Here is a 24,348-nt window from a genome sequence, read left to right on the forward strand (position 1 = left end):
TCCTTATTTGAATTTCTTGCGGAGGTGGCCGCTCAGGCTATCCACCAATGTCACCATCAACAGAATGACAATAAGAATGGCGCTGACTTCCTGATACTGCATGATGCGCAACGACCCCATGAGCTCGAAGCCGATACCGCCGGCACCGACCATGCCCATCACCGTTGAGGCGCGGAAGTTATATTCCCAGCGATAGATGGACACATCGGCAAACTGGGGTAACACCTGCGGCAGGACAGCGTGCCAGAGTACCTGCAACCGGGTGGCGCCGGAGGCATCGGCAGCCTCTACCGGAGCCTCGTCCACATGTTCGATGGCCTCGGCGAAGAACTTGCCCACCATGCCGATGGAATGCAGGCCCAGGGCAAGCACACCCGGTAGCGCGCCAAAGCCCACCGCCGCCACGAAAATGATGCCCATGATGAGCTCCGGCACCGAGCGCAGGCCATTCAGAATGGTGCGGGTGACGTGGAATACCACCGGATGTGGCGTGGTGTTGCGGGCCGCCAGAAAGGCCAGGGGCACGGACGCTGACACTGCTATGGCGGTGCCGGCAATGCTCATTGCGAGGGTGTCCAAAAGGGGCGAAACCCAGTCCATTACGTTGGTAAAGTCGGGTGGTAGCGACTCTCCCAGCAGGGTGGCGATCGCTGGGACCCCGTTGGCAAGGGTGCGGAAATTGAGCAGGTCCACGTACCAGCTGGCAAAGAAAACCACCACCAGTACCAGGGCCGACTGCCAGAGCTTGCTCCGCCAGCCCCGTGCGTGTTCATCCAGCACGGAAGCCGACGGGGCCGGCGACAGGGTCGCCGGTTCCGTCGTAGTGTGATTCATAACGCCCCTTACATCTTCGCGAAATCAAGGTTGAGCAGGCCGCCCATCTTGCGGATGACGTCGTAGTCTGCGTCCGTGACGGCGGCGAAGCCTTCGGCCTTGAGGTTGTTCAGGATTTCTTTGTCATCGATGCTGATGAAGGCGTCGCGAATATTCTGTTTGAGTTCCGGATTCAGGTTGGACCGCATCGCCCATGGATACTGGGGAAATTCATCGCTGTGTCCCAGGACCCTGACTTTGTTGCGATCAATCAAGCCCCGGTCCATCACGTGCTGGAAAATCACCTCCGAAAGCCCACCGGCATCGGCATTGCCGTTGGCCACATTCACTGCAACAGCGTCATGTGTACCAACGAAATGGGCTTCATAGTCCCTGTCCGCTTCCAGGCCTGCCGATTCCAGCAGCACGGTTTTGGGAATCAGGTGGCTTGAAGTGGAAGCCCGGTCGCCGTAGGCCATCTTCTTGCCTTTGATATCGGCGTAGGACTCCACGCCTGAGTCCGCGTTGGCAATGAGGATGGAACGGTAGGTTGGCTTGCCATCCACGATCATGGCAGCAAAAGGCTCAATGTCGCTTTTGCTTTTGGCCATCACGTAGGAGAGTGGGCCGAAGTAGGCTAGGTCGATACGGCCGAAGCGCATGGCTTCGATCATGGAGGAATAATCCGTGGTAACGATCAGCTCCACTTCCTTGCCAAGCGTATTTTCAAGGTAGTCCTTCAATGGCTGGTTGCGTTTGATCAGTTCGGAGGCATTTTCATCAGGGAGCAGGGCGACTTTCAACAGATCCGGGTCGGGATCCGCAGCGTTCGCCTGCATGTTTATTCCCATCATCAGGCTGAGCGCAAACAAAAAGCTGAATAGAGGTTTCATTGGGCTATCTCCAGTTGCTTGGGTGAGCGGCTTTCGGGTTGGGGTTTGGGTACGGCAGGTTCGGCGGGGGCGGAAACAGCTCCGGCCGCGCCATGGTAGATTTCGTCCAGATGGCATTGTTCAAGCTTTGCCGGGGAGGCGTCGAACACGATCCGGGCATTCGCCAGCCCGATGATGCGGTCAGCAAACCGCTGGGCGTACTCCAGTTGGTGCAGGGAAATAACGGCGGTAATGCCGTCTTCCCGGCAAATATCCCGCAGGAGTGTGAGCACCCGTTCAGAGGTTGCCGGGTCCAGGCTGGCGACGGGCTCGTCCGCCAGGATCATGGACGGCTGTTGGGCCAGGGCGCGGGCGATACCAACCCGCTGTTGCTGGCCTCCGGATAGTTGATCAACCCTGGCAAGGGCCTTTTCGGCCAGGCCCACCCGCTCCAGGCAGTGCAGGGCGAGCTCCAGTTCCGGCCGCGGCAATGGAAACAGGCTGCGCCAGGTGCTGTGGTAGGCAAGCCGCCCTGTGAGCACGTTCTGGAGTGCGGTGTGCCGTTCGATGAGTTGGTGATGCTGGAACACCATTGCGGTTCTGCACCGGTGTTGGCGTACCATCCTGGAGGTATTGAGAGTGCCGAATTCGGCCGAGATCACCTTGCCGGTGGTGGGCAGCACCAGATGATTGAGCGAGCGCAGCAGTGTGGATTTACCCGCACCGGAAAGGCCGAGTAAAACCGTAAACTCGCCCTTGTGGAACTCAACGGTGGTGGGCCGGAGTGCGAGGACGTTCCGGGGGTAGGTCACCCCCATATCCTCTATGCGAAGCATCATGTCACGGGATTGCACAGACGCCATGGAATCACCTTTTGCAATAAATAAGCGCGCTTGATTGCGACTTACAATGCAACGGTAATCCGTGTGAGTGACAAAACCGTGTCAACCAGGTGACAAGTTAATGACCTGGCCTGTAGGCCAAGTTTACAGGTATCCGTTCATCTTCTAGTCTTAAAGGTGAGAACCTGAACTATCTGGAGGGTAGTCCGATGAGCAAAGCGCTGAATGGAAACTTCACCTCGAAGGATCAGGCCAGGAACGTTCGGGACGACCTTATCGCGACGGGCATTCCTCAGGATAATATTTATATTGAGGATGAACTGCAGGTGATCAGGGTTATGATCCCGATGGAAGAACGCAGGGAAATTGAGGAAATCTTTGATCGCCACGGGGTGACATACTAGCTTCTGCCCGTAACTGTGGAGCTATAAAAAAAGGCAGCCGAAGCTGCCTTTTTCAAACGTGCTGACTGTTATTTAAACAGCAACTACGTTTTCAGCCTGCGGGCCTTTCTGGCCGTCGGTCACGGTGAACTCAACCTGCTGGCCTTCTGCCAGGGTCTTGAAACCGCCACCTTGAATTGCGCTGTAGTGAACGAAGACGTCCGGGCCGCTTTCGCGAGTGATAAAGCCGAAACCTTTTGCTTCGTTGAAAAACTTAACAGTACCGGTAGTTGTAGACATAATCATAATCCTGAAATCGATAATTTAATGTGCCGCCAGACCATCTGAAACGATGACTGGTCAGCGTTGTGCGGAAACAAAAAACGCGCGGAATCAAAAACAGGACGGACAACTACCAAAAAACAGAGATGCGTCTTATTCGTGAACTGCTGTGCTAAATCTTTCCTACGAAACGCACTGTACTCTTAAGTGCTTGGGATTGCCAAGTATATTTTCATACGCACTTACCGATGCGGTCCCGAATCAGAACAACTACTCTGAAGGCAATGGGATCGTAATTCGGCAACACAGAGGTTTGAAAGGGTGGGTTGATGAAATACATCTTTGAGGTTCGCATCCGGGAAGGACACACGGCAGAGGAATACGCCGACGCCTGGGTGCGTGCCAGCGAGATTATCCAGCAGGCCCCGGGAGCGCGGGGAACGGAGCTGCATCGGAAGATTGGCGACCCGAATGTGTTGATTGCCATTGCCAGTTGGGACAGCAAGGCGGACCGGGATGCAATGGAAGGGCAGCACAATCCGGAGGTTGCCCGCATCATCCGCAGTGCCGCACCGTTCTGCGATATTACGCCGCTGGGCGAATTTGAAGACCCCGAGTGGGTGGTCATGCCGCCAGGCAAGAGCGATAGCTGAGTGGATACCGCTGGCAGGCGCCCGCAGATTTCGTCCCGTGCGGCGTTGATGTTCCAGGGCGGCATCGGCGTGGTAGGGCTGGTGGCGATTGTTTTGTTCGGGATTCCCGTCCGGTACGACGGGGTGGGCCCGGGTGTTGCCGTTTTCTGGGGCATAGCCGGCAGTGTGGCGACCTACGTCGTGATCATGATGCTGGCCCGGCTGCCAGGCCTGTTCCGTGACTCCCTGGGAGTCCAGTTGGAGCAATTGCATCGGTTTGCGTGTGATTATTCATGGCCTGTTCTGATTGCCCTTTCAGTTTTCGCCGGTGTGGGAGAGGAGTTGCTGTTCCGGGGCGCGATTCAGGGCTGGCTGGCCCAGCATGTGCACGACGCGGTCGCGATTGTGGCGGCTTCGGTGTTGTTCGGGTTGGTGCACTATCTTTCTTTTAGCTATTTCATACTGGCGACCGGGCTGGGGTTGGTGCTGGGAACCGCCTATGCGCTGACAGACAGTCTGGTGTTGGTGATGATCTGGCATGGCGTGTACGACATGATTGCACTGTATTGCCTGCGCCGGTTTCCGCGACTGTTCGGGGTGCATGTTGGATAGGGCAGAAACGCTTCGCCTTTTCTTCGGGCTGGAAATTCCGGAATCGGTCAAACAACAATTGTTGTTGATTCAACGCCCGGTGGCCGGAGCACGCTGGCAGCGAGCGGATCAGTTGCACCTTACCCTGGTGTTTCTCGGCAATGTGGAAGTGCAGCAGCTTCCCGGCGTTCGTGATGCAGCCCGGAATTTGCCAGTCACACCGTTTGATCTGGCTATTAGTGGCATCGGCTGCTTTGGCGAGCCAGATCACCCACGGAATCTCTGGGCCGGGGTTCAGCCGGTGGAAGAACTGGCTGAATTGCATGATGCGCTCAATCAAAGGCTGGCATCCTGCGGATTCGGGCAGGTGAGACGCACTTTTCGGCCACATATCACACTGGCCCGTTTCAAGAAGGGACCGGGTTCGGTTGCCGATCTGCTTGAGGCCCATGAAAGGCAGCCTACAGGTACGTTTTTAGTGGATAGACTTGCCTTGTTTAAAAGCGTTCAGGGCGAGCACGGCTCGGTCTATCACATAATCGAACGGTATCCTCTGGCCGGGTCAGGTTAATATCGATCACGCATACAGAGAGAATTTTCGGTACGATTTCGATTCAATACGTTGAATGAGTCTCCCGAATGTTCCACTACGAAGTTGAGCCGCGATTCAGTGATACCGATGCGCTGGGTCATATCAGTAACACCGTTTACCCGGTCTGGTTCGAGCAGGCAAGAACCCCCGTCTTCCGGATTTTCCATCCCTCGCTGACCCCGAAAGGCTGGCCGCTGATCCTTGCCCGGCTGGAAATAGACCTTAAGGCACAGTGCTACTGGGCTGCACCAGTGGAGATACGTTCCGGGATCGGCAAGATCGGCAACTCATCCTTCGAAGTCATTCAGGAAGCCCGGCAGAATGGTGTACTGGTTGCGCGTGGCGTGACCGTGCTGATTCATTTCGATTATGAGACTCAAAAGTCCGTTTCGATTCCGGAGGGAATTCGCAACGAGCTTACGGGGCATGCCTTTGAGGCCTAGGCCGGATTTCGGGTTGTTATAGAAGCGAGAGAAACCGTGGACAACTTCAATAAAAACGAAGTGGAACGAATATTTTCTTCGGCGCCGTTTATCGCCGATCTTGGTCTTGAGATGGTATCGATCGAATCTGGAGAATGCCGCTCCAGACTGGTACTGGCAAATCGGCATTTGCAGCAGGACGGCTTTGTTCACTTTGGGGTTCAGGCCAGCGTGGCCGACCACACGGCTGGCGCAGCTGGGGCGTCCATGGCAAAGGCAGGGCAGATTGTGCTGACCTCGGATTTCTCGCTGAAGCTGCTGAGATCAGCAAAAGGCACGCATCTTGAGTGTGTTGCCACCGTGCTTAAGGCCGGTTCTTCATTGACCGTGGTAGAGTCCGAGGTGTACTGCGGAACGGCCGATGACATGCGACTTGTCTCCAAGGCAACGATTACACTGGCCGTTGTCAGCCCCCGTGAGGCACCCGGTAACCCATGAGGTTTGCAGCACGTCTGGCGTCGGTGTTTCTGGTAACAGGGCTTGCGTTGCTGGCTGTGCCGGTCTGGGCCGACGAATCTGCCGGTAACAATGTAGTGTTTCCTGGGTTGGCCGAAAGCGCTGCTGAACTTGAGCGGCTCCACAGCCTGGTAATTGCCGTGGACGGCGAACCGGTGTTTTCCCGGGTGTTTCGGGGGCCGGGGCTCGATGATCCGGCCAACATCAAATCCCTGTCCAAGACGGTACTTTCTGTTGTTATTGGCATGGCCGTTGAGCGCGGGGTATTCGCGGGTGTTGATCAGCCCATCGCGGATATTCTGGATGTGCCGGCCAATGCCAGTGACCGGGTCGGTGAGGTGACCATCAGCCACCTGCTGTCCATGCAGGCCGGTCTGCAGCGCACCTCTGGCCGTTATTACGGGGAGTGGGTTAATAGCGATAACTGGGTGGATTATGCCCTCAGCCGCCCGTTTGTGGCGGAGCCAGGCGGTGAAATGCTTTACTCCACCGGCAGCTACCATCTGCTCTCGGCGGCACTCACCGCAAGTACGGGGCGTAGTACCCTTGACGTCACCCGAGACTGGCTGGGTGACCCGCTGGATATCCGGATTCGTCCCTGGTTGAGGGACCCGCAGGGTATCTATTTCGGCGGCAACGAGATGCGACTGTCTCCCATGGCGTTGCTGAAAATCGGCGAACTGTATCGCAACGACGGTGTTCATGGCGGCGAGCAGTTGCTTTCACGGGAGTGGATCGACCTGTCCTGGACGCTGCGTGGCACCTCCCGATATACCGATGACCGCTACGGCTATGGCTGGTTCGTGACCGAACTGGGAGGGCATCGAGCCTATTATGGCCGGGGTTTTGGTGGGCAGATGCTGTACGTCTTTCCCGATCTCGAGATGACGGTGGTGATGACGTCCGACCCACAACCACCGGCGTCCCCTTCTTTCATGCACAAGCAGAATGCACTTCTTGAAGAGTTTGTTATTCCTGCTTTTCCGCTTCCCCCTGCTTCCTCGCCTCAAAGCTCTCAAGCTCAACGTTAATGGCGTTGGTCGAGATCACGATTTCGTACAGCGAGTACAGCAAGGATATCGAAAGCAATATCAGGCTGATTCCGAACGCGATGGCGCCAGCGAGCTGGGCGCCCACGAAGAGTACGAACATGGACATGGTACAGACGAAAAAACTCAGTACACCGTAAGCCTGCATGCGTTTGGTCAGCACAATGCGTTTGCGCAGCATGCTGATCTGCCTTGCGATCAGGGCATGGTCTTCTTCCGTGTCCATCTGTTTGAGCTGCCGGATCAGTTGGGCGAGTACAAGAAACCGATTGGTGTAGGCCAGCAGTAATAGCGAAATGGCGGGGAACAACAGGGCGGGAGTGGTCAGTGTCAACGTCTGCTCCTTGTTTTGCACGGACGGGTTCAGTGATTACCAGTTGCCATCGCCGATACGCTGGCGGCTCTGAACTTGCCGGTTGTAGAGATAGATCCACGCCAGGCCGTGGCAGGTCTGTATCCTTTTGCGCAGGTACAGACTTTTCTTTTCTGCCTCCGGGTCGTATCCCTCCAGTTTATCCAGCATTGCCAGTAAGGAATCGTTTACGGCGTAAACCTCCACCCTCACTCCGTCAGACGGCTTTGGCAGAGCGCCAGGATAGGGCCCAAGGTTGTACAGGGTAAGGCTGGCAAGCGTGTCAGGTCCAATATAGCAGGCTTTGTCGAGCAGGTGGTGATTGCTGTAACCCTGCTTCAGTGTGCCGTAGACCGCAACAAGGTGTTTCATTGGTTCCCTTCAGTTCCAACCGGGCTTACGAGTCTAAAACGTAGGAAGGGTGCTGATCCAGTGGTGCGTTGTAGTGCCGCCTTTGACGTTTTTGGCTATGCCAGTGTCGTATTGATCCCATCCGATAGTTGCAAACACAGTCACATTAAGGCTATCGACAACCCGATAAGGGGGAGATAGCAATGGCCGTTCAATTCGAGCAAGCACTTCAGGATCATCCGCAACAACGGGCGGGTGCCGCGCGCCAGCCTGACAGTGTCGATCAGTCTGATCGTCGTGTTCCCATCAACCTGCGTCAGTCCGGCCCCACGCCGGTCGAGATGCTGATTTCCACACGGGTTCGCAAGTCCCCGTACTGGCACCTGGCTTACGAGGCCGGCTGCTGGCGCGCCACCGTTTACAACCGTATGTATCACCCCCGGGGTTATGTCCGCCCGGAAGACGGTGGTGCCATGGTGGAGTACGAGTCGCTGATCCACGACGTTACCATGTGGAATGTGGCGGTCGAGCGCCAGATCCAGGTCAAGGGCCCGGATGCGGAGCGCTTCGTTAACTATGTGATCACCCGGGACGCCACCAAAATCAAACCCATGCGTGGCAAGTACGTCATCCTCTGTAACGAGGAAGGCGGTATTCTCAATGACCCGGTATTGCTGCGTGTTGCCGAGGATGAGTTCTGGTTCTCCCTCTCGGACAGCGACCTGGAGTTCTGGCTGCGGGGTGTGAACATTGGTATGGGCTTTAACGTCACCATCGCTGAAATCGATGTGGCGCCAGTCCAGATCCAGGGGCCCAAGTCCGAAGCGCTTATGGCGGACCTGTTCGGTGAACGGGTGAAGGACATTCCCTACTACGGGTTGATGGAGGGCCAGGTTGCCGGCCACGACGTGATCATTTCCCAGACCGGTTTTACCGGCGAAAAAGGCTACGAAATCTATCTCAAGGAAGCGACCAAATACGCCGAGGATCTCTGGTACACCGTGCTTGCGGCGGGAGAGCCCCATAATCTGCGGGTGATTGCTCCGGCTCACCATCGCCGGATTGCCGCGGGCATTCTGTCCTGGGGCCAGGATGTGGACCAGGAAACCCTGCCGTTCCAGTGCGCCCTGGCCTACCAGGTGCCGCGCAACAAGGAGGCGGACTACATCGGCAAGCAGAAGCTTGAGAAGGTTCGCGAGCAGCTTGATGCCGGTCGTCCACCGTTCAGCCACATCATGGTGGGCATCCGCTTCGGCGGCGGCCAGGTGACAGACTATGCCAACGATTTCTGGCTGATCAGCGGTCCCGACGGTGGCGAGCCTGAAGGCTATGTCACTTCACCCTGGTATTCACCTGAACTGGAAACCAACATCGCATTGGCTTATGTGCCATTTGATCTGCGCACCATCGGCACACGCCTGACGGTCCACCTGCCAGTGGAATACGCTGCGGCGGATGGTTCGACCGAGGTGGAGGCGGAAGTGGTGGAAGTCCCGTTCCGGCCATCGGTAAACCCTAATGCCCGCGAGCGGGCCCGGGCGAAGGGTATTGACTTCGCCGACTAGCAAGGCCGGCAGGACAGGCGGCAGCGACCGCCTGATGCCTGCCTGGAGAATACGGGCAGCAAGGGGGTGCATGGTTTATGAAACTGGTGAGCGAAAAACAGACGTTCAGTCCCCGTGACGAAGAGGCAACCGTAAGGCTTCGGGCTCTGGTGCGCTCGGCCTCCATTGAGGCGACACCACGCCAGATACTGGCAGCGGAACATCTGCCAGATCTATTACCCGAGGGCACCTGCGTCTATGTGCCGTTCCTGCCAAAGGGGCAGTTCAGCGACACTCTGGAGGCCTGCCAGCGTCTCCTGGAGATGGGGATGCAGCCGATACCCCACGTGCCGGCCCGCATGGCCGAGAGCCGTGGACAACTCCGTGACTGGTTGTCACAACTGGATGAGAGCCGGGTTGACCGGTTGTTGCTGATTGCTGGCGACAGTGATGCCGTCGCTGGGCCGTTTGCGGATACGCTGGCGGTGCTTGAGTCCGGCCTGCTGGCCCAGTTCCGGTTTCACGGTGTCGGTGTTGCCGCCCATCCGGACGGGCATCCCATGGCAGACCGGGCCACCCTGACCCAGGCCCTGAGCATCAAACGTGAGTACGCTCGGACCACCGCCACAAGGCTCTGGGTGGTTACCCAGTTTACCTTCGACGCCAATGTAGTGATCGAATGGCTGCAAAGCCTGGGCAATATTCTGGAAGAAGTGCCTGTCTACATCGGCATGGCCGGACCGACGCGTGTGAAAACCCTCATCGCCTACGCTGCCCAGTGCGGGGTGGGGGCGTCCGCGCGGGTGATGCTGCGCCGCCCCGGCAGCGCCAGACTGCTTCGCGCCTGGACACCGGACGGCATGGTGCGAGCGCTGGTTCAGTACTGTCTGGATAACCCCGATACTCTGCTCCGGGGTATTCACCTTTTCCCATTCGGCGGTCTGCGCCAGTCGGCGCAATGGATTCAAGAGCACAGCGGGTCCGTTGAGGACCAGAGAGGTCAGTTCCATGAGTCTTCAGTACAGTAAGCTGACACCTGAAACACCACCGGCGGCAGAGTTCCCGCCTCCGGGCACTCCTGACATTGAGATTGCCCGCTCGGTCCAGCCCCAGTCCATCCTTCTGCTGGCCCAGCAGCGTTTCGGCCTGCCGGGGGAGAGCCTGGTACCTTTCGGCCACTATAAGGCCAAGCTGGATATGGCGTACGTGGATACCTCTGACACCGCATCCCGGGGCAAGCTGGTGCTGGTGACGGCGATTACGCCCACGCCGGCTGGAGAGGGCAAGACCACCACCAGTGTGGGGCTGAACGATGGTTTTAACCGCCTGGGCGTACGTTCTTCGGTGTGCCTGCGGGAGCCGTCACTGGGCCCCTGTTTTGGCATGAAGGGCGGGGCTGCCGGCGGTGGCCGGGCCCAGGTGATTCCCATGGAAGACATCAACCTGCACTTTAATGGAGATTTCCACGCCATCACCACCGCCCACAACCTGTTGGCATCGCTGATCGACAACCACATTCACTGGGGCAACGAAGCCGGGCTGGATCCGCGGTATGTAAATTGGCGCAGAGTCATGGACCTGACCGACCGCTCCCTGCGCAACATGGTGTGCGGCCTGGGTGGCGCGGCTCACGGCGTGCCCCGGGAAACCGGGTTCGATATCACGGTCTCGTCCGAGATCATGGCGATTCTGTGCCTGGCGGACGGACGTGCGGACCTGAAACAGCGATTGGGTAACATTATTGTTGGCAGGCGCTCCGACATGACCCCGGTCACCGTTCGTGACCTGGGGGTGGAGGGGGCGCTGACCGTACTGCTGAAAGAGGCGCTGCAGCCAAACCTGGTGCAGAGTCTGGAGCACAACCCGGTGTTTATTCACGGCGGGCCCTTTGCCAACATCGCCCATGGCTGCAATTCCGTAACCGCTACCCGCGCCGCCCTGGCCCTGAACGATGTGGTGGTCACCGAGGCCGGGTTCGGCGCCGACCTGGGCGCGGAGAAGTTCATTGACATCAAATGCCGGCATACCGGTTTGCGGCCCGACGCCGCCGTGGTGGTCTGTACCATTCGGGCCCTGAAGATGCAGGGCGGTGTTCCCCGCAGCCAACTGAGTAGTCCCGATCTGGCGGCGCTGCGTGAGGGTGCCGCCAACCTTGAGCGGCACATCCGTAATCTCCAGCAGTTCGGGCTGACTCCGGTGGTGTGCATTAACCGGTTCCCGGACGACACCGAGGACGAACTGGCACTGGTGCAGTCCATCAGTGAGGAGCTGGGTGTGCGGGCGGTGTCCGCAGACCACTGGGCAACCGGTGGCGAGGGTGCCACCGAACTGGCTCAGGCGGTGCTCGACCAGATGGACGAGGGCACGCCGGAAGTGAAATTCCTGTACGAAGACAGCCTGCCACTGGCGGACAAGATCCGTACCATCGCCACTCGCATCTATCACGCGGGAAGCGTGGAGTTTTCAACAGCGGCCAAGAAACAACTGGAGGAATACGAGAGCCTGGGTTTCGGCCACCTGCCGGTGTGTATCGCCAAGACGCAGTACAGTTTTTCCGCGGATTCGTCGGTGAAGGGAGCACCTTCCGGGCACACGCTGCCGGTGAGGGAAGTGCGCCTGGCGGCCGGTGCGGGATTCGTGGTGGCGGTCTGCGGCGACATAATGACCATGCCCGGCCTGCCGCGGCGACCTGCTGCGCTGGATATAGCCCTGGATGAGGATGGTCTGGTGGTGGGGCTAACCTGAGCCGGTACCTTCGAAAATGCCGTAGGTCGGCTCAGTGCGCGCTCGCCTGAGTGCCTGCAGGGAAGAAGAGGGCAGGCTGGCCATGGTATCGGTCAGAACAGTTCCTGCTGGGCTCTGGGAGTAGATTTCTATCCGTTCGTATTTGGGAGCGCGCCCCATGGTTTTGCGATAGCACCGGCTGAAGTGGGTAGCGGAAACAAACCCGCACATGGAGGCTATTTCCACAATGGAACAGGAAGTCTGTTTGAGTAACCGGCGGGCCCGGTTCAGGCGCACCCGCAGGTAATAGCGTGACGGTGTGCAACCCATGTGCTTGAGAAACAGCCGTTCCAGTTGGCGGCGGGATATTCCGGCCAGTGTCGCCAGTTCCTTCAGTTCGATGGGTTCCTCGATATTGGCCTCCATCAACTGGGCGGCTTCCGCCAGCTTTGGTTGAGCGCAGGCGAGTTTGGGATGTAGGGGCATGGGTTGCTGTTCGCTTTCCTCACGCACACGGTCGCAGACAAACATGTGGGAGACTGCATTGCTGAGTTCCTGTCCATGACGCCGTGCCAGGAAACTGAGCATCATGTGCATGGGCACGGTGCCGCCAGTGCAGGTCATCCGTTCCCGCTCTACGGTAAACAGTCGGTTGTTGGTCTGGACGCGGGGAAAGCCTTCCTGCATGGCTTCCAGGCATTCCCAGTGCGCACTGCAGGAGTGGCCATCCAGCAGGCCGGCACTGGCCAGGACATAAGGCCCGGTGCAGACGGCTCCGAGCAGGACATGGCGGCGGGCCATTTGTTTCAGCCAGCTGACTTCCTTGCGGGAGAAGCTCCGGGTGACATCGATACCTGCCACCACGATGACCAGGTCAAAGCTGTGTTCTTCCTGAATGGACGCGTCCGGCAGCATGGTAATGCCGTCACTGGCACGGGCCGCCTCGCCTTCAACGGTCAGCAGTTTCCAGGAGTAGAGCTCGGTGCCGGCCAGTTGGTTGGCCATGCGCAGAGGCTCAACGGCCGTCGCCAGGGCAATCAGGGTGAAGTTTTCGATCAGCAGGAAGCCGACCCGATAGGGCTCATCGGCGGACCTGTTTTGCGAGCCTGTGTCAGTAGTCATGCAACCCCCTTGCCCCACCCGGGCGTGTTGCTGCAGTCAGTGCCCGGAGCATCCGTTCTGACTGCTTCAACCTGAACACTAGTTGTTGCACTTTGCTCATGCAATGCTTAGGCCGTGCAATAAGCGATCAGTTCCAACGTATTTTTATTCTAAGTTGGTGGTTGGGGGTCGAATGGTCCACAAACGACATTTTGCTTTATGGAATGATCCACGTGCGACGGCCTGTTGGCACTTGGGTACTGCTTACCGATCACGACTTGACCCGCTCGTTGTCCGGATCAAACAGCGGCCGGTAACCCACCGACTCGATGCGGATAGGGTAGTGTTCCTGGAAGTATTCCAGCGTCAGCTCCCGACCTTCCTGGGCATACTCCACCGGGATGTAGCCCAGCAGAATGATCTTGCCCACTGAAGGCCCCCAGACCACGCTGGTGTTGTAGGAGCGGCGGCCGTGGCTGTCCACCAGCACCTCGCCGGTTTGCGGGTCCAGGATGGGCCACTGGCCCACCGGATAACGCAGTACGCCGTTGGCGTCCCGGTGCTCGGTCATGGTCATGGTGCAAAGGTATGCCGCCTGTTGGGGCCATTCCCGCTGTTCCAGGTAAGCGGCCTTGCCGTGGAAGTCCGCTTCCTTGACCTTGGGCCGCTGCAATCCAGCTTCGTAGAGGTTGTACTCAGTCTCCAGGTCCACGTTCTGCAGGCGCAGGCTCTTCTCCAGGCGCCGGGTGTTGGCGTAGGTTTCGATGCCAACCGGGGTAACGCCCGCGTCATAGAGCAGGTCCCAGATTCGCAGGCCATAGCTGAACGGGAAGTAAAGCTCCCAACCCTGTTCGCCCACGTAGGATATCCGGAACGCCCAGATCGGAACGCCCTGAACGTTAAGCTCCCGGGCGGTGGCAAAGGGGAAGTTCTCCGCAGACAGCTCGTCCGGATTGGTGACGAACTGTGCCAGGGTTTCCCGCGCCTTCGGTCCCCAGAGTCCCAGGGTGGCCAGTTCGTCGGTACGGTCCTGCAGGTGGATATTCTCCAGGCCTTTCTCCCGGGCGATGCGTTTGATCCAGCAATGATCCCGGTGGCCAGTGTCGCCGCCGCAGACCACCCGGTAATCGTTGTCGCCCCGCCGGATGATGGTCAGGTCCGAGCGGATACCGCCGCGGGCATCGAGGAAGTGGGTGTATACACCTTTGCCATGGGGAATGGTGCCGCCCACCTTGGCGACGGACAGGTATTCCAGCAGCGCTTCCGCGTCGTTGCCGGAGATGTCGAAGATGGCGAAGTGGGAGAGGTTGATCATGCCCACGGATTCACTCATCTCCAACTGCTCGGCGTTGGACACTTCCCAGAAATGCCGGGCGTCCCACTCATGTTCCCGCACCGGGATGCGGTCGCGGTATTTCGCCAACAGTGTGGCCTCGTTGGCGGCGTAGCCGTGGGCCCGTTCCCAGCCGGCGGCTTCCATGAAATAGGCCCCCAGCTCCACCTCTCGCAGGTAAAACGGGCTGGTCCGCATCCTGCGGCCGGTCATGTAGGGCTCACGGGGGTGAACCGCCGGGGTATAGATCTTCTTGGCGGTTTCGTAGCAGCGGTTGTAGACATAGTCCGGCGTTTTCTGCAGCGGATAGTGGCGGGCGATGTCGATGCTGTGTGGGTCCATTTCCGGCGAACCATGGGTCATCCAGTCTGCCAACACCTTGCCCGCGCCGGGGCCGTCCTTGACCCAGACCGCCTCGCAGAACCACAGGTTGCGTACTTCCGGGGATTCCCCGATCAGAGAACCACCATCGGGCGTTACCGAGAGCAGGCCGTTGAAGGAGTGTTTTTCCTCCCAGCCCAGCTCACCGAGGATCGGGGTCATTTCGATGGCTTTTTCGTAGGCGTCCATCACCTGGTCCAATGAAAGGTCCCGCATGGACGGTGACAGCCGCGCCTCGCCGGGCTCGACAATGGCGCCGGGATAGACCAGCCGTGGATTGTTCGTCTCGTAGTAGCCCCATTCAATGCGCCCACCTTCGGTGGTGGTGGGGTCGCCGGTGTCCCGGACATAGGCGGAGTTACCCTGGTCACGGAACAGCGGATAGACAATCTGCTTGCCGGTACCGGCCAGTTCCTCATACGGGCCGAAGAACAGCAGGGGGTGTTCCAGTGGCATCAATGGCAGGGGCGAATTGGCGGTGTTCGCCATCAGTGGCCCCCAGATACCCATGGACAACACCACGTACTCGGTTTCGATGTAGCCCTTGTGGGTTTCAACGCCGCGCACCTGGCCGTCCTGGACGTCGATGCGGATGGCCGGGGTGTAGGCAAAGGCCTTCAGCTTGCCGGTGGCTACGGCTTCCTCCACCAGATCGCCGGCCACGCTCTGGGAGCGGGGCACCACCAGCCCGGCGTCCGGGTCCCACATGGCGCCCTGGATCTGGCTCTCATCCAGTAACGGAAACAGTTCCTTCGCCTGCTGTGGCGAGATCATGCTGACATTGGTGCCAAAGGCTTTCCCGGAGCCCACCTTGCGGCGGAGTTCGTCCATGCGCTCATCGTCGTCAATGCGGGCCACCTCCATGCCGCCGCACTTCTCATAGTTGCCGCGCTTCTCATAGAAAGCCTGGCTGTACTTGGTAGTGTAGGTGGTCAGTTTGTCGTGGGAGGTAGTGAAGCAGAAGTCCGACGCGTGGGAGGTGGAGCCGATGTCTGAGGGAATGGCGGATTTTTCCAGCCCTACGATGTCGTCCCAACCCTGCTCGATCAGGTGGTGGGCTACCGAAGACCCAACGATACCGCCCTGTCCAATGATTACGACTTTTGCACGTTTCGGTAGTTGTGCCATCTTGACCCCCCCTTCTACACGCAATGAACGCCCACATGCACTGCAGCATTTTCCCACAATACTTCGGGCACCGCCTCGGTTCAATGTGGCCCTGATCGCTTGGGGACGCTAAATCCAATACGACACCAAGGCGTCCAAAAGCGGCAAAGCGGGTCTTACCGTTTAAACCAACGCGGTTTTCAACAGAAACATTTGAGTGCATCGCCAATCGGAACTTTACTTGTTCCATGGACAGGAAAGGTATTCAGCAGATCGTGTACCAGATCAGCACAGTGACGGTGTTGGCCATCATAGTGGGCACTGCCGCTTCGCTTGCGGCGATCGGCTTTGTCGATGCGGTGCATTATCTCAACGACCGCCTGTTGATCTCGCCCTACGCCCGCGTGCTGGCGGAAGACCGGCCGGGGTTTGTCGCGGTCGCAACTCTTCTTGTGCCGGCCGCCGGTGGGCTTGTTGTCGGCCTGATAGTTCATTTCCTGGTTCGTGAGAAGCGCGGGCTGGCGCCTCCGGATGCCATTCTGGCGGCGCAGACCAGTGGGCCCGCGCCAGGGTTCGGAAGTGGCCTGGCCTCCACGCTTGCGGCGCTGATTTCGCTCGGCAGCGGGGCGTCGGTAGGCCAGTATGGCCCACTGGTGTATCTGGGCGCGATGTTCGGCAACCTGGCCGGGCGGCTGCGGCTCAACCTGCGTCATCAACGTTCGATCGCCATTGCCTGTGGGGTGGCGGCCGCCATTTCCACCGCCTTTAACGCTCCGATTGCGGGCCTGGTGTTTGCCCACGAAGTCATCCTGCGCCACTACTCGTTACGGGCCTTTGCGCCGGTGACGGTTGCAGCGGCGACGGGGTATATCATTGCCAATGTCATTTTCGATCGCCCTGCGCTGTTCCTGGTGAGTTTCGATCGCGTGGAGCACAGCTACGAATTCGTGTTCTTTGCCCTGGAAGGTGTGCTTTGCGCAGGTCTGGCCTGGGTGTTCATGGTTTTGCTGAAAGTCAGTGCCAACGTCGCCCGGCGTCACATTGCGCTGCCCTGGGCACGGCCGGCGATAGCAGGGTTGACGGTGGGGCTGGTGGCCCTGTGGATACCGGAGGTGCTTGGTATCGGGCAGGAAACCCTGCGCTTTGCCACCATCGAGGGCGCGTTCGGAATTGGCGAGCTGGGGCTGATCATTGTCGCCAAACTGGTGCTGACCGCGCTGTGTGTGGGGTTCGGCTTTGTTGGCGGAGTCTTCAGCCCAGCCCTGCTGATCGGCATTCTCTTCGGTGCTTTCTACGGCCTGGTTCTGCCTTACGTGGCGCCGGTGCCACACTCCGGCCTGGTGGTTTACGCCATATGCGGCATGATGGCCCTGGCCAGTTCCGTCATCGGTGCGCCGCTGACCACCATACTGATTGTTTTCGAGTTAACCCGCAGTTACGACCTGACCATCGCAGCCATGGTGTCTGTAGTGTTTGCCAACCTGATTTCCTACCGGGTGATCGGGCGTTCGCTGTTTGATCTGCAACTGCGTGCCCGGGGGTTCGATCTTTCCCTGGGGCGCGATAAGGCGATCCTGGAAACCCACAGGATCCGGGACTACCTATCCAGCGTCTTCACCACGGCCAGCGACCAGGACACGGTGGGCACTGTTCGCCAGCGCCTGGTGGATGACCATCGTTCCGAGGCCATGGTCCTGAACCGGAAGGGCAAACTGCTGGGCGTGGTCAGGTTGCAGGGAATTGTAAACAGCAACGCGGAAACCCCCGTGATGGATGCAGCCATTCGTTCCTTCACCACCTTCGGTGAAGATACTTCCGTGTGGCAGTCCATGGAAATGCTGCGTGGTTTCCTGGGCGAAGCGGTTCCGTTGGTGGACAGGAGCGGCCGGCTGATGGGGGTGGTTCCGGAGGAGGCAGTGATTCGGGCGTACCTGGAAATCGTGCACGACCTGCGAGAGGAAGAAAATGAAGCAGCGTAGCCCAGCGGTTTTCCAATGGTTGGTCATCGTCGTTCTGATGTTTCCGGCTGCCTCCCAAGCGCAGAGCGGGAGCCAGGAGCCTGAGGTGCTCACGGTGGTAACCTGGGGAGGCGCTTATGAAGACAGCCAGCGGCGGGCCTATTTTGAGCCGTTTACGGAAGCAACCGGGATAGACATCGAAACGGTCCATTACGATGGTGGCGTGAAAGTACTGCGGGAGCATCTTGCCAGTGGCGACGTGGAGTGGGACGTCATCGACATGATCCAGTCCGACGCCAGTGCCGCCTGTGAGGAAGGTCTGCTGGATACCATTGATTCGACGATCCTGGCGCCGGCGCCCGATGGCACACCGGCACGGGAGGACTTCATGGAAGGCGCCATTCACCGATGTTTTATCACCCAGATCGTGTTTTCCACCGTGATTGCCTTTGACGACAGGGCTTTTCCCGGCGTTAAGCCCGACAGCGTGGAAGACTTTTTCAACCTTGAGGCGTTTCCCGGAAAGCGGGCGCTGCGGAAATCACCGGTGGGACTGTTCGAGTGGGCGTTGCTGTCCCTGTCGGTACCCCGGGAGCAGCTCTATGACCTGCTCAGCACCCGGCGCGGGCTGGAGCTTGCCTCCCGGCGGCTGGACGATATACGCGATGCCATTATCTGGTGGACCCGCGGTGACGAGCCGGTGGAACTGCTGACCAGCGGCCAGGCGACCATGGCAACGGGCTACAACGGTCGCTTTTTTCACGCCAGGGCCATGGAAGGCGCCCCCCTCTCGGTGATATGGGACGGACAACTGATCGGCTTTAACAGTTGGACCATTCTTCGTGGTACGAGCCAGGCGGACCTGGCTGCGGACTTTATTGCCTTCGCAACCCGGGCGGAAAATATGGCGGCCCAGGCCAACCTGATCAGCTATGGGCCAGCGCGAAAGTCGGCCCAGCGACGGGTAGGGCTGCATACCGATGCCGGCGTACCCATGCGCCCCTACATGCCAACGGCGCCCTCCCACATGGACAGCGCTGTTATCCGCGACCACCACTGGTATTCCCAGACGGTCGAGCTGCGTGAGCAGTGGTTCCGGGAATGGCTGGAGCGCTGACAGGGCGCTCAGGTGAGTTCGCAGGCTTCCGTAATAACCCGGTTGCGGCCCGCCGCCTTGGCCTGGTAGAGCATCGCGTCAGCGCGGCATATGGCATCACTGACGCCCTTGCCGGGTATGTACTCAGCGATGCCGACAGTTACGGTGACGGGGACGCCGGCAATAGCTGCTCTTTCAATCGCCCTTCGGCAACGCTGGGCGGCATGGCGTGCACTGCGAAGGTCCACGCCGGGGGTTGCCACCAGAAATTCGTCACCGCCCCATCTTGCGGCGAGATCCACCTCGCGAACAGTGTTGGACAGAATCTCCGCGAACCCGCAAATCACCGCGTCACCAACTTCATGGCCATGGTCATCATTGATGCTCTTGAACTCGTCAATATCAATAAGAATGATCGTCAGTGGGCGTTGATAGCGGTCGGCCAGAGCGGCTTCGGCAGACAGGAACTGATCAGCGCCCCGACGATTTGCCAGACCACAGAGCGGGTCCGTATGGGCCCAGTGCTGCAGGGCTTCGGCCCGCGAGAAAGCGCTCCAGGTACGGTCACGCAGTAGGGTTCCCGCGCTGGTCAGGGCCAGCAGCACGGCAAGGAAAAGATGGATGCGCACCAGGTATACCCAGTTATGGCAGTACTCGCCTGCCGCCTGGAAACAACCGAAGACCTCGTGGGTTGCCAGGATTCCTGAAAACAGGAAGGTCGCTATCCCGATGATCATGCCGCCCCGATAGCCCAGGGTGATGAAACCGCCGACAATCAGTATGCCCACGGCCCAGTAATGCCCGCCGGCCAGCAACAGAAGGTGTTCGTTCAGCGGGTCGCTGAAGGTGAAATGCCAGGCGAGACGGCTCAGAATCATGGTTCCCACCGCTGCTACGAGGGTGATTTCCATTGTTCTGAGAGGGGAAGACTTGCGCCAGAAAGCGACGCTCAAGAGGGCGAGAATCGCTGAAAAAGCGGGGTAGGCCACGGCAATAAACGGATCGCCCTCTTCCCGGAATGCCCAGCTAAGCATCATGATGGCTATGGTGAGGGTGAGTACGCCGAGATAGGTGCGCCGCCGGTAGATTTCAAGACGGTTCAGTTCTGTTCTGACGGCGTGGAGATGGTTTCCGGGTGCTGGATCCATAGCGTTTTTAAAATCCGTTTATAGCGGGAGGCCGTGCGTTCCCCGCGTGCCAACAGAAAATAGTAGATAGACACTACAGATATTATCGTGCAATCCGTCCCCAAGTCCATGATTGCCAATCAATGTCTTGAGGCGGGATCATGGGGGCCTGTCAACTGGTAGGGTAGATAACAGGCATGGCTGATCTTTACCAGATACTTGCCGATATCGTTCTCGCCATTCACGTGCTGGTGGTGGCGTTTGTTGTTCTTGGGCTGATCCTGGTATTGGCCGGGAATCGCCTGGGCTGGCGCTGGGTCAATAACGTCTGGTTTCGTCTGGCTCATCTGGGCGCCATCGGGGTAGTGGTCGCGGAAGCCTGGCTGGGTATTGTCTGCCCGCTGACTACCCTGGAAATGTGGTTAAGGTCGAAAGCCGGCCTGGAGGGGTACGCCGGGAGCTTTATCGAGCACTGGCTGCAGCAGATCCTCTACTACGATGCACCAGCATGGGTATTTATTGCCGCCTATACAATTTTTGGGCTGCTGGTAGTGGCGAGTTGGTGGCGGTTCCCGCCCCGTTGGCGTAGACCGAAATGACCCTTTTACCAAAGGAGCTCGATTGGCGTGGAGTTACCTTCTCCTGAAAACTGGACCCTATTGCAGGGCGGCCTTGTTTTCTGTGCATGTGCTGTGGTCATAGCGTTGGCAGGCACGCGGATTACCCGGGTTGTGGATCAACTGGCTGATCGCACCGGCATAGGTGAAGCCGCGGCTGGTGCGGTGTTGTTGGGTGCATCCACATCGCTGGGCGGCTCCGTGCTTTCGGTCACTGCGGCATGGCATGGTCATGCCGAACTGGCGGTAAGTAACGCCCTGGGCGGTATTGCCGTACAGACTTTCTTCCTCGCCGTCGCAGACATGGTGTATCGCCGCGCCAACCTGGAGCATGCCGCTGCCTCTGTACCGAACATGATGCAGAACGGACTACTGATCTGCCTGCTATCGCTGATCCTGTTCGCTCCCTATTTACCGGACGTGACGGTCCTTGGCGTTCATCCGGTGACACCAGTCCTGCTGGGGGCCTACATCTATGGCATCTACCTGGTGCGCAATGCGTCGGAATCCCCCATGTGGCGGCCTTCCATTACCAGGGAGACGCGGGAGGACAAGCCGGACGACGTAACAACCATGCCACCGCTGTTTCAGTTGTGGGCGGAGTTTCTGGTGCTGATGGGAGTGCTGGGTATTGCGGGTTGGACGCTGGAGCCAGCCGCAACGGTGATTGCCGAAAAGACCAATCTGACCCAGACGTTTGTCGGGGTTATGCTCACGGCCGTCAGCACTTCGATCCCGGAGCTGGTGACCTCCATAGCCGCCGTTCGCCGTGGGGCGCTGACCCTGGCCGTCGGCGGTATTATCGGGGGCAACGCCTTTGACACTCTGTTTACCGCAGCTTCCGACATCAGCTATCGTGAGGGGTCGATCTACCATGCCATGCCCGAGGATTCGAAATTCTGGGCAGTGCTGACCCTGTTGATGTCCGGTGTACTTATGATGGGGCTGATTCGCCGCGAGCGCCATGGTATCGGCCAGATTGGTATGGAAAGCGTGGTTATTCTGGTTCTCTACGTGCTGGGGGTGGTGTTGTTGCTGGTAAACGGCGGCTAATCAAACCGCCGTGCCTGGCTGAACCGGCCACGCCAGTAGTAACCGTTGAGAGATGAGCGGGTAACGCCGATAGATGTTGATGAGTGAATAAAGCTGTCATCGCCCATGTAGATGCCGGCATGCTGATCCTTGCCCTTGATGCGGAAAAACACCAGGTCGCCGGCCCGGAGCTGGTCGCGCCCGACAACATCACCAGCGGCTAGCATTTGGGAGGTGGTGCGGGGTAACCGGCGCCCGAGGGCTTCGTCAAAGGCCGTGGTGATAAAACCGGAGCAGTCAAAGCCACTGGCGGAAGTGCCACCATAACGGTAGGGCGTGCCTTCGTAGCGCTCGAAAACCTGCCATAGACGATCAGCCTTTGCCGAGTCGCTGGCCGTAGGGGCTTCCGTGGCAGGCTGCCAGGTGGTGCCGTCGGTTGAACGCAGGTTCTGATTGCTGGCACAGCCTGCCAGGCCGAGTGCAATAATGATCGTGAGAAGCGGGAGTATTGGTCGCCGATTCATTGGGTGTAACCTCAAACCATTCAACATGGGGCTACTCTAAAAGGCCCGGCATTGGTTTGTCAGGTTAAAGTTTGCTTTGATTTGTGTTCCCACACACGCCACTTGACGGCTTGAGGCCGTTTTGCCAACTATGGGTAACCGCTTTCAGCCCCGAGGTGTCAATGAGTCCTCCGTTCTCCGACAAGATCCGACGCCCTTTATGACACTACGCCGTTTTCTGTTTTGGCTGCTGGCCCTGCTTGTGCTGCTGGTGCTTGCCGGCGCCTGGTATGCCCGCGTTGCCTGGGAGGAGTGGCGGCAGTTGAACAATGTCCGGAATTTCCAATGGCAGGGCGTTGCGCTGTCGCTGTCCGGTGTTCAGATTGAACGTTTTTCCGTAAGCCAGATCCGGGATGGTCAGCCCTATGTTGCCGAGGGCAAAGATTTGTCGTTGGGCTGGAGTTGGCACTGGTATGGGCCGATGCCGAATGTGGTCCGGGTGGGCCGATTGACCGTGGATATCCCGGCGTGGCCCGGCTCCGGGGAGCAGGGCGACTCCACAGGGTTTGCCCGTGATCTGCCGCTCTGGTTGCCTGACGCAATTTCTGTAGAGCAACTTGTGCTTTCGCTTCCGGAAGGTATACGCGTGGAGGGGGATCTGGCTGTTACTCGCCTATCCGTGCCTGACGAACGTGAAGTGGTCACGGATTCGATGAACATAGAGGCTCCGATTGGCGGGGTGACCCTCGCCGGATGGCAGTTCAATGAGGGGAGGGCAAACTTGCTGTTTGCCGGTAGGGCCAGTGAGGAATCCGCGACTCTGGATTTCAGGGAAAACACCCATCTCGAATTTGCCGGGGTGGATGCCCCGGACGACACCGTGCGGTTGGACAAGCTCAACGTTAAGCTGGCTGGAGGGGAACTGACGGCCGGGTATAGCCTGCAACCAATGATGCTGGAGAGCCTGGATTACGTGGGCCGTGCAAGCGCAACCACGGCAGCTATCCACCACTCACAGTTGCATTCCCAACCCTGGCGTCTTGACGGTCGGGTGGATGGCACCCTGGAAAGTCTGGGTCTTGACGGCAGGCTGTCTTCCGATGCCGGTGCCGCAGCCGATATTGATCTCAGCTTCCCGTTCAATGGTGTTCCCGAACTGGATGTTGAAATGACTGCCACGGGTGAACCGGGAGGGCAGGCACTGGCGGATACATTCACCGCCTGGCCGGAGGAACTTGAGATCGGAGAGGGGAACATCAAAGCAACCCTGGGCCTGAGTTTTCCACCCGAAGAAACCCAGGTTAAGGGGGAGATTGATTTTGAGGGCCTTGGCGGGCTGTATGCCCGGACAGCCTGGGCAGGTCTCAATGGCAAGACAACCATTGACCTCGCCGGCAACCAACTGGGTATACGGTTGCCCAGCCTTGCACTGGATACAGTCAATCCGGGCATTGCCCTCAACAACATCCAGGTTGCCGGTCGCTATCGCTCGACCACGGGGCAGCTTACCGCCGGTGCGCTGACGTTGGACCGGGCGACCGCGGAGCTTCTGGGCGGCCGTGTTCGGGTCGACCCCGGAGAATGGCAACTCTCGCAAATGCCCCTGCGGGTTCCTCTTGAACTTTCCGGCATTGAACTTTCGCAACTGATGCAGGTGTACCCTGCGGAGGGTCTTGCAGGCAGTGGTGTGCTTCAGGGAACAGTTCCGCTGCGAATCAGCGGGCAGGGGGTCAGCATTGATTCCGGGCAGGTAGAGGCGGTGGCCCCCGGCGGCACACTGAAGCTGCCGGCAGACCGGTTGAAGGGCATGGCACAGGGTAACGAGGCGATGACACTGGTGGTCCGTGCCATGCAAAACTTTAACTACTCCGTTCTCACCAGCACGATAGACTATGCTCAGGATGGTACGCTGGTTCTGGGGTTGCGCCTTGAGGGCAGCAGCCCCGATGTGCGCGACGGGCACCCGATCGTACTCAACATCAACCTGGAAGAGGACATACCGGCGTTGCTGACCAGCCTGCAGCTCAGTGGCCGGGTCAATGAAGCCGTGACGGAAAAAGTGCGCAACCTGATGCAGAAACGGGGTACGGAGCGCCAGTCAACCGAATCGGGGAATTAATCAGGAGTG

At 58.9% G+C, this 24,348-nt stretch carries 25 protein-coding genes; 15 read left to right on the forward strand and 10 right to left on the reverse strand.

What is annotated here, in order from left to right:
- Window positions 1-3: 3 nt before the first annotated feature.
- Genes phnE through phnC form a run of 3 tightly spaced genes read right to left on the reverse strand, consistent with a single transcriptional unit; the run spans window position 4 to window position 2,548 of the window.
- Window positions 4-834 carry a phosphonate ABC transporter, permease protein PhnE gene (phnE, locus tag NLU14_RS12190; RefSeq protein ID WP_275706873.1) on the reverse strand — a complete coding sequence of 277 codons (831 nt, stop codon included), beginning with the start codon at window positions 832-834 and terminating at the stop codon, window positions 4-6.
- Window positions 835-842: 8 nt separating this feature from the next.
- Window positions 843-1,706, reverse strand: a complete 864-nt coding sequence (gene phnD, locus NLU14_RS12195; protein ID WP_275706875.1) for a phosphate/phosphite/phosphonate ABC transporter substrate-binding protein — start codon at window positions 1,704-1,706, stop codon at window positions 843-845.
- The gene (phnC, locus tag NLU14_RS12200) at window positions 1,703-2,548 is read right to left on the reverse strand and encodes a phosphonate ABC transporter ATP-binding protein (RefSeq protein WP_275706877.1); all 846 of its coding nucleotides are present in this window, start codon (window positions 2,546-2,548) and stop codon (window positions 1,703-1,705) included. Before phnC ends, phnD begins: the two co-directional genes overlap by 4 nt.
- 188 nt (window positions 2,549-2,736) lie before the next feature.
- Here phnC and NLU14_RS12205 point away from each other — a divergent pair, with 188 nt between their 5' ends.
- Window positions 2,737-2,931, forward strand: coding sequence for a hypothetical protein (locus NLU14_RS12205; RefSeq protein WP_275706879.1), 195 nt, complete (start codon window positions 2,737-2,739; stop codon window positions 2,929-2,931).
- A 72-nt stretch (window positions 2,932-3,003) separates the two neighbouring features.
- Here NLU14_RS12205 and NLU14_RS12210 read toward each other — a convergent pair whose 3' ends face one another.
- A complete protein-coding gene (locus tag NLU14_RS12210; RefSeq protein ID WP_007151952.1) occupies window positions 3,004-3,210 on the reverse strand; it encodes a cold-shock protein in 207 nt (68 codons plus the stop codon).
- A gap of 311 nt (window positions 3,211-3,521) precedes the next feature.
- Here NLU14_RS12210 and NLU14_RS12215 point away from each other — a divergent pair, with 311 nt between their 5' ends.
- From NLU14_RS12215 to NLU14_RS12240, 6 genes are all read left to right on the forward strand, one after another.
- Window positions 3,522-3,845 (forward strand): antibiotic biosynthesis monooxygenase family protein, encoded by a 324-nt coding sequence (locus tag NLU14_RS12215; protein WP_275706881.1) that lies wholly within the window; start codon window positions 3,522-3,524, stop codon window positions 3,843-3,845.
- Window positions 3,846-4,436, forward strand: a complete 591-nt coding sequence (locus tag NLU14_RS12220; RefSeq protein ID WP_275706883.1) for a CPBP family intramembrane glutamic endopeptidase — start codon at window positions 3,846-3,848, stop codon at window positions 4,434-4,436.
- Entirely contained in the window at window positions 4,426-4,986 is a 561-nt protein-coding gene (gene thpR / locus NLU14_RS12225) for an RNA 2',3'-cyclic phosphodiesterase (protein ID WP_275706885.1), read from the forward strand. Before NLU14_RS12220 ends, thpR begins: the two co-directional genes overlap by 11 nt.
- Before the next feature lie 68 nt (window positions 4,987-5,054).
- Window positions 5,055-5,450 (forward strand): acyl-CoA thioesterase, encoded by a 396-nt coding sequence (locus NLU14_RS12230; protein WP_275706887.1) that lies wholly within the window; start codon window positions 5,055-5,057, stop codon window positions 5,448-5,450.
- A 36-nt stretch (window positions 5,451-5,486) separates the two neighbouring features.
- The gene (locus tag NLU14_RS12235) at window positions 5,487-5,927 is read left to right on the forward strand and encodes a PaaI family thioesterase (protein ID WP_275706889.1); all 441 of its coding nucleotides are present in this window, start codon (window positions 5,487-5,489) and stop codon (window positions 5,925-5,927) included.
- The gene (locus NLU14_RS12240) at window positions 5,924-6,976 is read left to right on the forward strand and encodes a serine hydrolase domain-containing protein (protein WP_275706891.1); all 1,053 of its coding nucleotides are present in this window, start codon (window positions 5,924-5,926) and stop codon (window positions 6,974-6,976) included. The genes NLU14_RS12235 and NLU14_RS12240 overlap by 4 nt, the downstream gene beginning before the upstream one ends.
- Here NLU14_RS12240 and NLU14_RS12245 read toward each other — a convergent pair.
- Together NLU14_RS12245 and NLU14_RS12250 are read right to left on the reverse strand one after the other, a co-directional pair.
- Complete coding sequence (locus NLU14_RS12245) at window positions 6,915-7,328, reverse strand: DUF2721 domain-containing protein (protein WP_275706893.1); 414 nt, start codon at window positions 7,326-7,328, stop codon at window positions 6,915-6,917. The two genes, NLU14_RS12240 and NLU14_RS12245, sit on opposite strands and share 62 nt — an antisense overlap.
- 36 nt (window positions 7,329-7,364) lie before the next feature.
- Window positions 7,365-7,718, reverse strand: coding sequence for a gamma-glutamylcyclotransferase family protein (locus NLU14_RS12250; RefSeq protein ID WP_275706895.1), 354 nt, complete (start codon window positions 7,716-7,718; stop codon window positions 7,365-7,367).
- A gap of 182 nt (window positions 7,719-7,900) precedes the next feature.
- Between NLU14_RS12250 and NLU14_RS12255 the strand changes: the two genes are divergently transcribed.
- The 3 genes from NLU14_RS12255 (at window position 7,901) to NLU14_RS12265 (ending at window position 11,986) form a co-directional block, all read left to right on the forward strand.
- A complete protein-coding gene (locus NLU14_RS12255; RefSeq protein WP_275706896.1) occupies window positions 7,901-9,262 on the forward strand; it encodes a glycine cleavage T C-terminal barrel domain-containing protein in 1,362 nt (453 codons plus the stop codon).
- A gap of 77 nt (window positions 9,263-9,339) precedes the next feature.
- Window positions 9,340-10,269 (forward strand): methylenetetrahydrofolate reductase, encoded by a 930-nt coding sequence (locus NLU14_RS12260; protein WP_275706899.1) that lies wholly within the window; start codon window positions 9,340-9,342, stop codon window positions 10,267-10,269.
- Window positions 10,250-11,986, forward strand: a complete 1,737-nt coding sequence (locus NLU14_RS12265; protein WP_275706901.1) for a formate--tetrahydrofolate ligase — start codon at window positions 10,250-10,252, stop codon at window positions 11,984-11,986. The genes NLU14_RS12260 and NLU14_RS12265 overlap by 20 nt, the downstream gene beginning before the upstream one ends.
- Here NLU14_RS12265 and gbdR read toward each other — a convergent pair.
- Both gbdR and NLU14_RS12275 read right to left on the reverse strand, forming a co-directional pair.
- Window positions 11,978-13,087 carry a choline metabolism transcriptional regulator GbdR gene (gbdR, locus tag NLU14_RS12270; RefSeq protein WP_275706903.1) on the reverse strand — a complete coding sequence of 370 codons (1,110 nt, stop codon included), beginning with the start codon at window positions 13,085-13,087 and terminating at the stop codon, window positions 11,978-11,980. The two genes, NLU14_RS12265 and gbdR, sit on opposite strands and share 9 nt — an antisense overlap.
- Before the next feature lie 250 nt (window positions 13,088-13,337).
- A complete protein-coding gene (locus NLU14_RS12275) occupies window positions 13,338-15,908 on the reverse strand; it encodes a GcvT family protein (protein WP_275706905.1) in 2,571 nt (856 codons plus the stop codon).
- Between the two features lie 227 nt (window positions 15,909-16,135).
- On the opposite strand from NLU14_RS12275, the gene NLU14_RS12280 reads away from it, so the two are divergent.
- Window positions 16,136-17,866, forward strand: coding sequence for a chloride channel protein (locus NLU14_RS12280; protein ID WP_275706907.1), 1,731 nt, complete (start codon window positions 16,136-16,138; stop codon window positions 17,864-17,866).
- Entirely contained in the window at window positions 17,853-18,962 is a 1,110-nt protein-coding gene (locus tag NLU14_RS12285) for an ABC transporter substrate-binding protein (protein ID WP_275706909.1), read from the forward strand. Before NLU14_RS12280 ends, NLU14_RS12285 begins: the two co-directional genes overlap by 14 nt.
- Window positions 18,963-18,970: 8 nt before the next feature.
- Here the strand turns inward: NLU14_RS12285 and NLU14_RS12290 are convergent, their stop codons facing one another.
- Window positions 18,971-20,089 carry a GGDEF domain-containing protein gene (locus tag NLU14_RS12290; RefSeq protein ID WP_275706910.1) on the reverse strand — a complete coding sequence of 373 codons (1,119 nt, stop codon included), beginning with the start codon at window positions 20,087-20,089 and terminating at the stop codon, window positions 18,971-18,973.
- 176 nt (window positions 20,090-20,265) lie between these two features.
- Here NLU14_RS12290 and NLU14_RS12295 point away from each other — a divergent pair, with 176 nt between their 5' ends.
- Both NLU14_RS12295 and NLU14_RS12300 read left to right on the forward strand, forming a co-directional pair.
- A complete protein-coding gene (locus tag NLU14_RS12295) occupies window positions 20,266-20,667 on the forward strand; it encodes a DUF2784 domain-containing protein (protein WP_275706912.1) in 402 nt (133 codons plus the stop codon).
- 27 nt (window positions 20,668-20,694) lie between these two features.
- Window positions 20,695-21,738 (forward strand): sodium:calcium antiporter, encoded by a 1,044-nt coding sequence (locus NLU14_RS12300; protein WP_275706914.1) that lies wholly within the window; start codon window positions 20,695-20,697, stop codon window positions 21,736-21,738.
- On the opposite strand, the gene NLU14_RS12305 is transcribed toward NLU14_RS12300, so the two are convergent.
- A complete protein-coding gene (locus tag NLU14_RS12305; protein ID WP_275706916.1) occupies window positions 21,735-22,241 on the reverse strand; it encodes an NlpC/P60 family protein in 507 nt (168 codons plus the stop codon). The genes NLU14_RS12300 and NLU14_RS12305 overlap by 4 nt on opposite strands.
- A 199-nt stretch (window positions 22,242-22,440) precedes the next feature.
- On the opposite strand from NLU14_RS12305, the gene NLU14_RS12310 reads away from it, so the two are divergent.
- Entirely contained in the window at window positions 22,441-24,339 is a 1,899-nt protein-coding gene (locus tag NLU14_RS12310; protein WP_275706918.1) for an intermembrane phospholipid transport YdbH family protein, read from the forward strand.
- Window positions 24,340-24,348: the final 9 nt, after the last annotated feature.

Origin of the sequence: Marinobacter iranensis (genome assembly GCF_029207565.1) — a bacterium.
GTDB lineage: Bacteria > Pseudomonadota > Gammaproteobacteria > Pseudomonadales > Oleiphilaceae > Marinobacter > Marinobacter iranensis.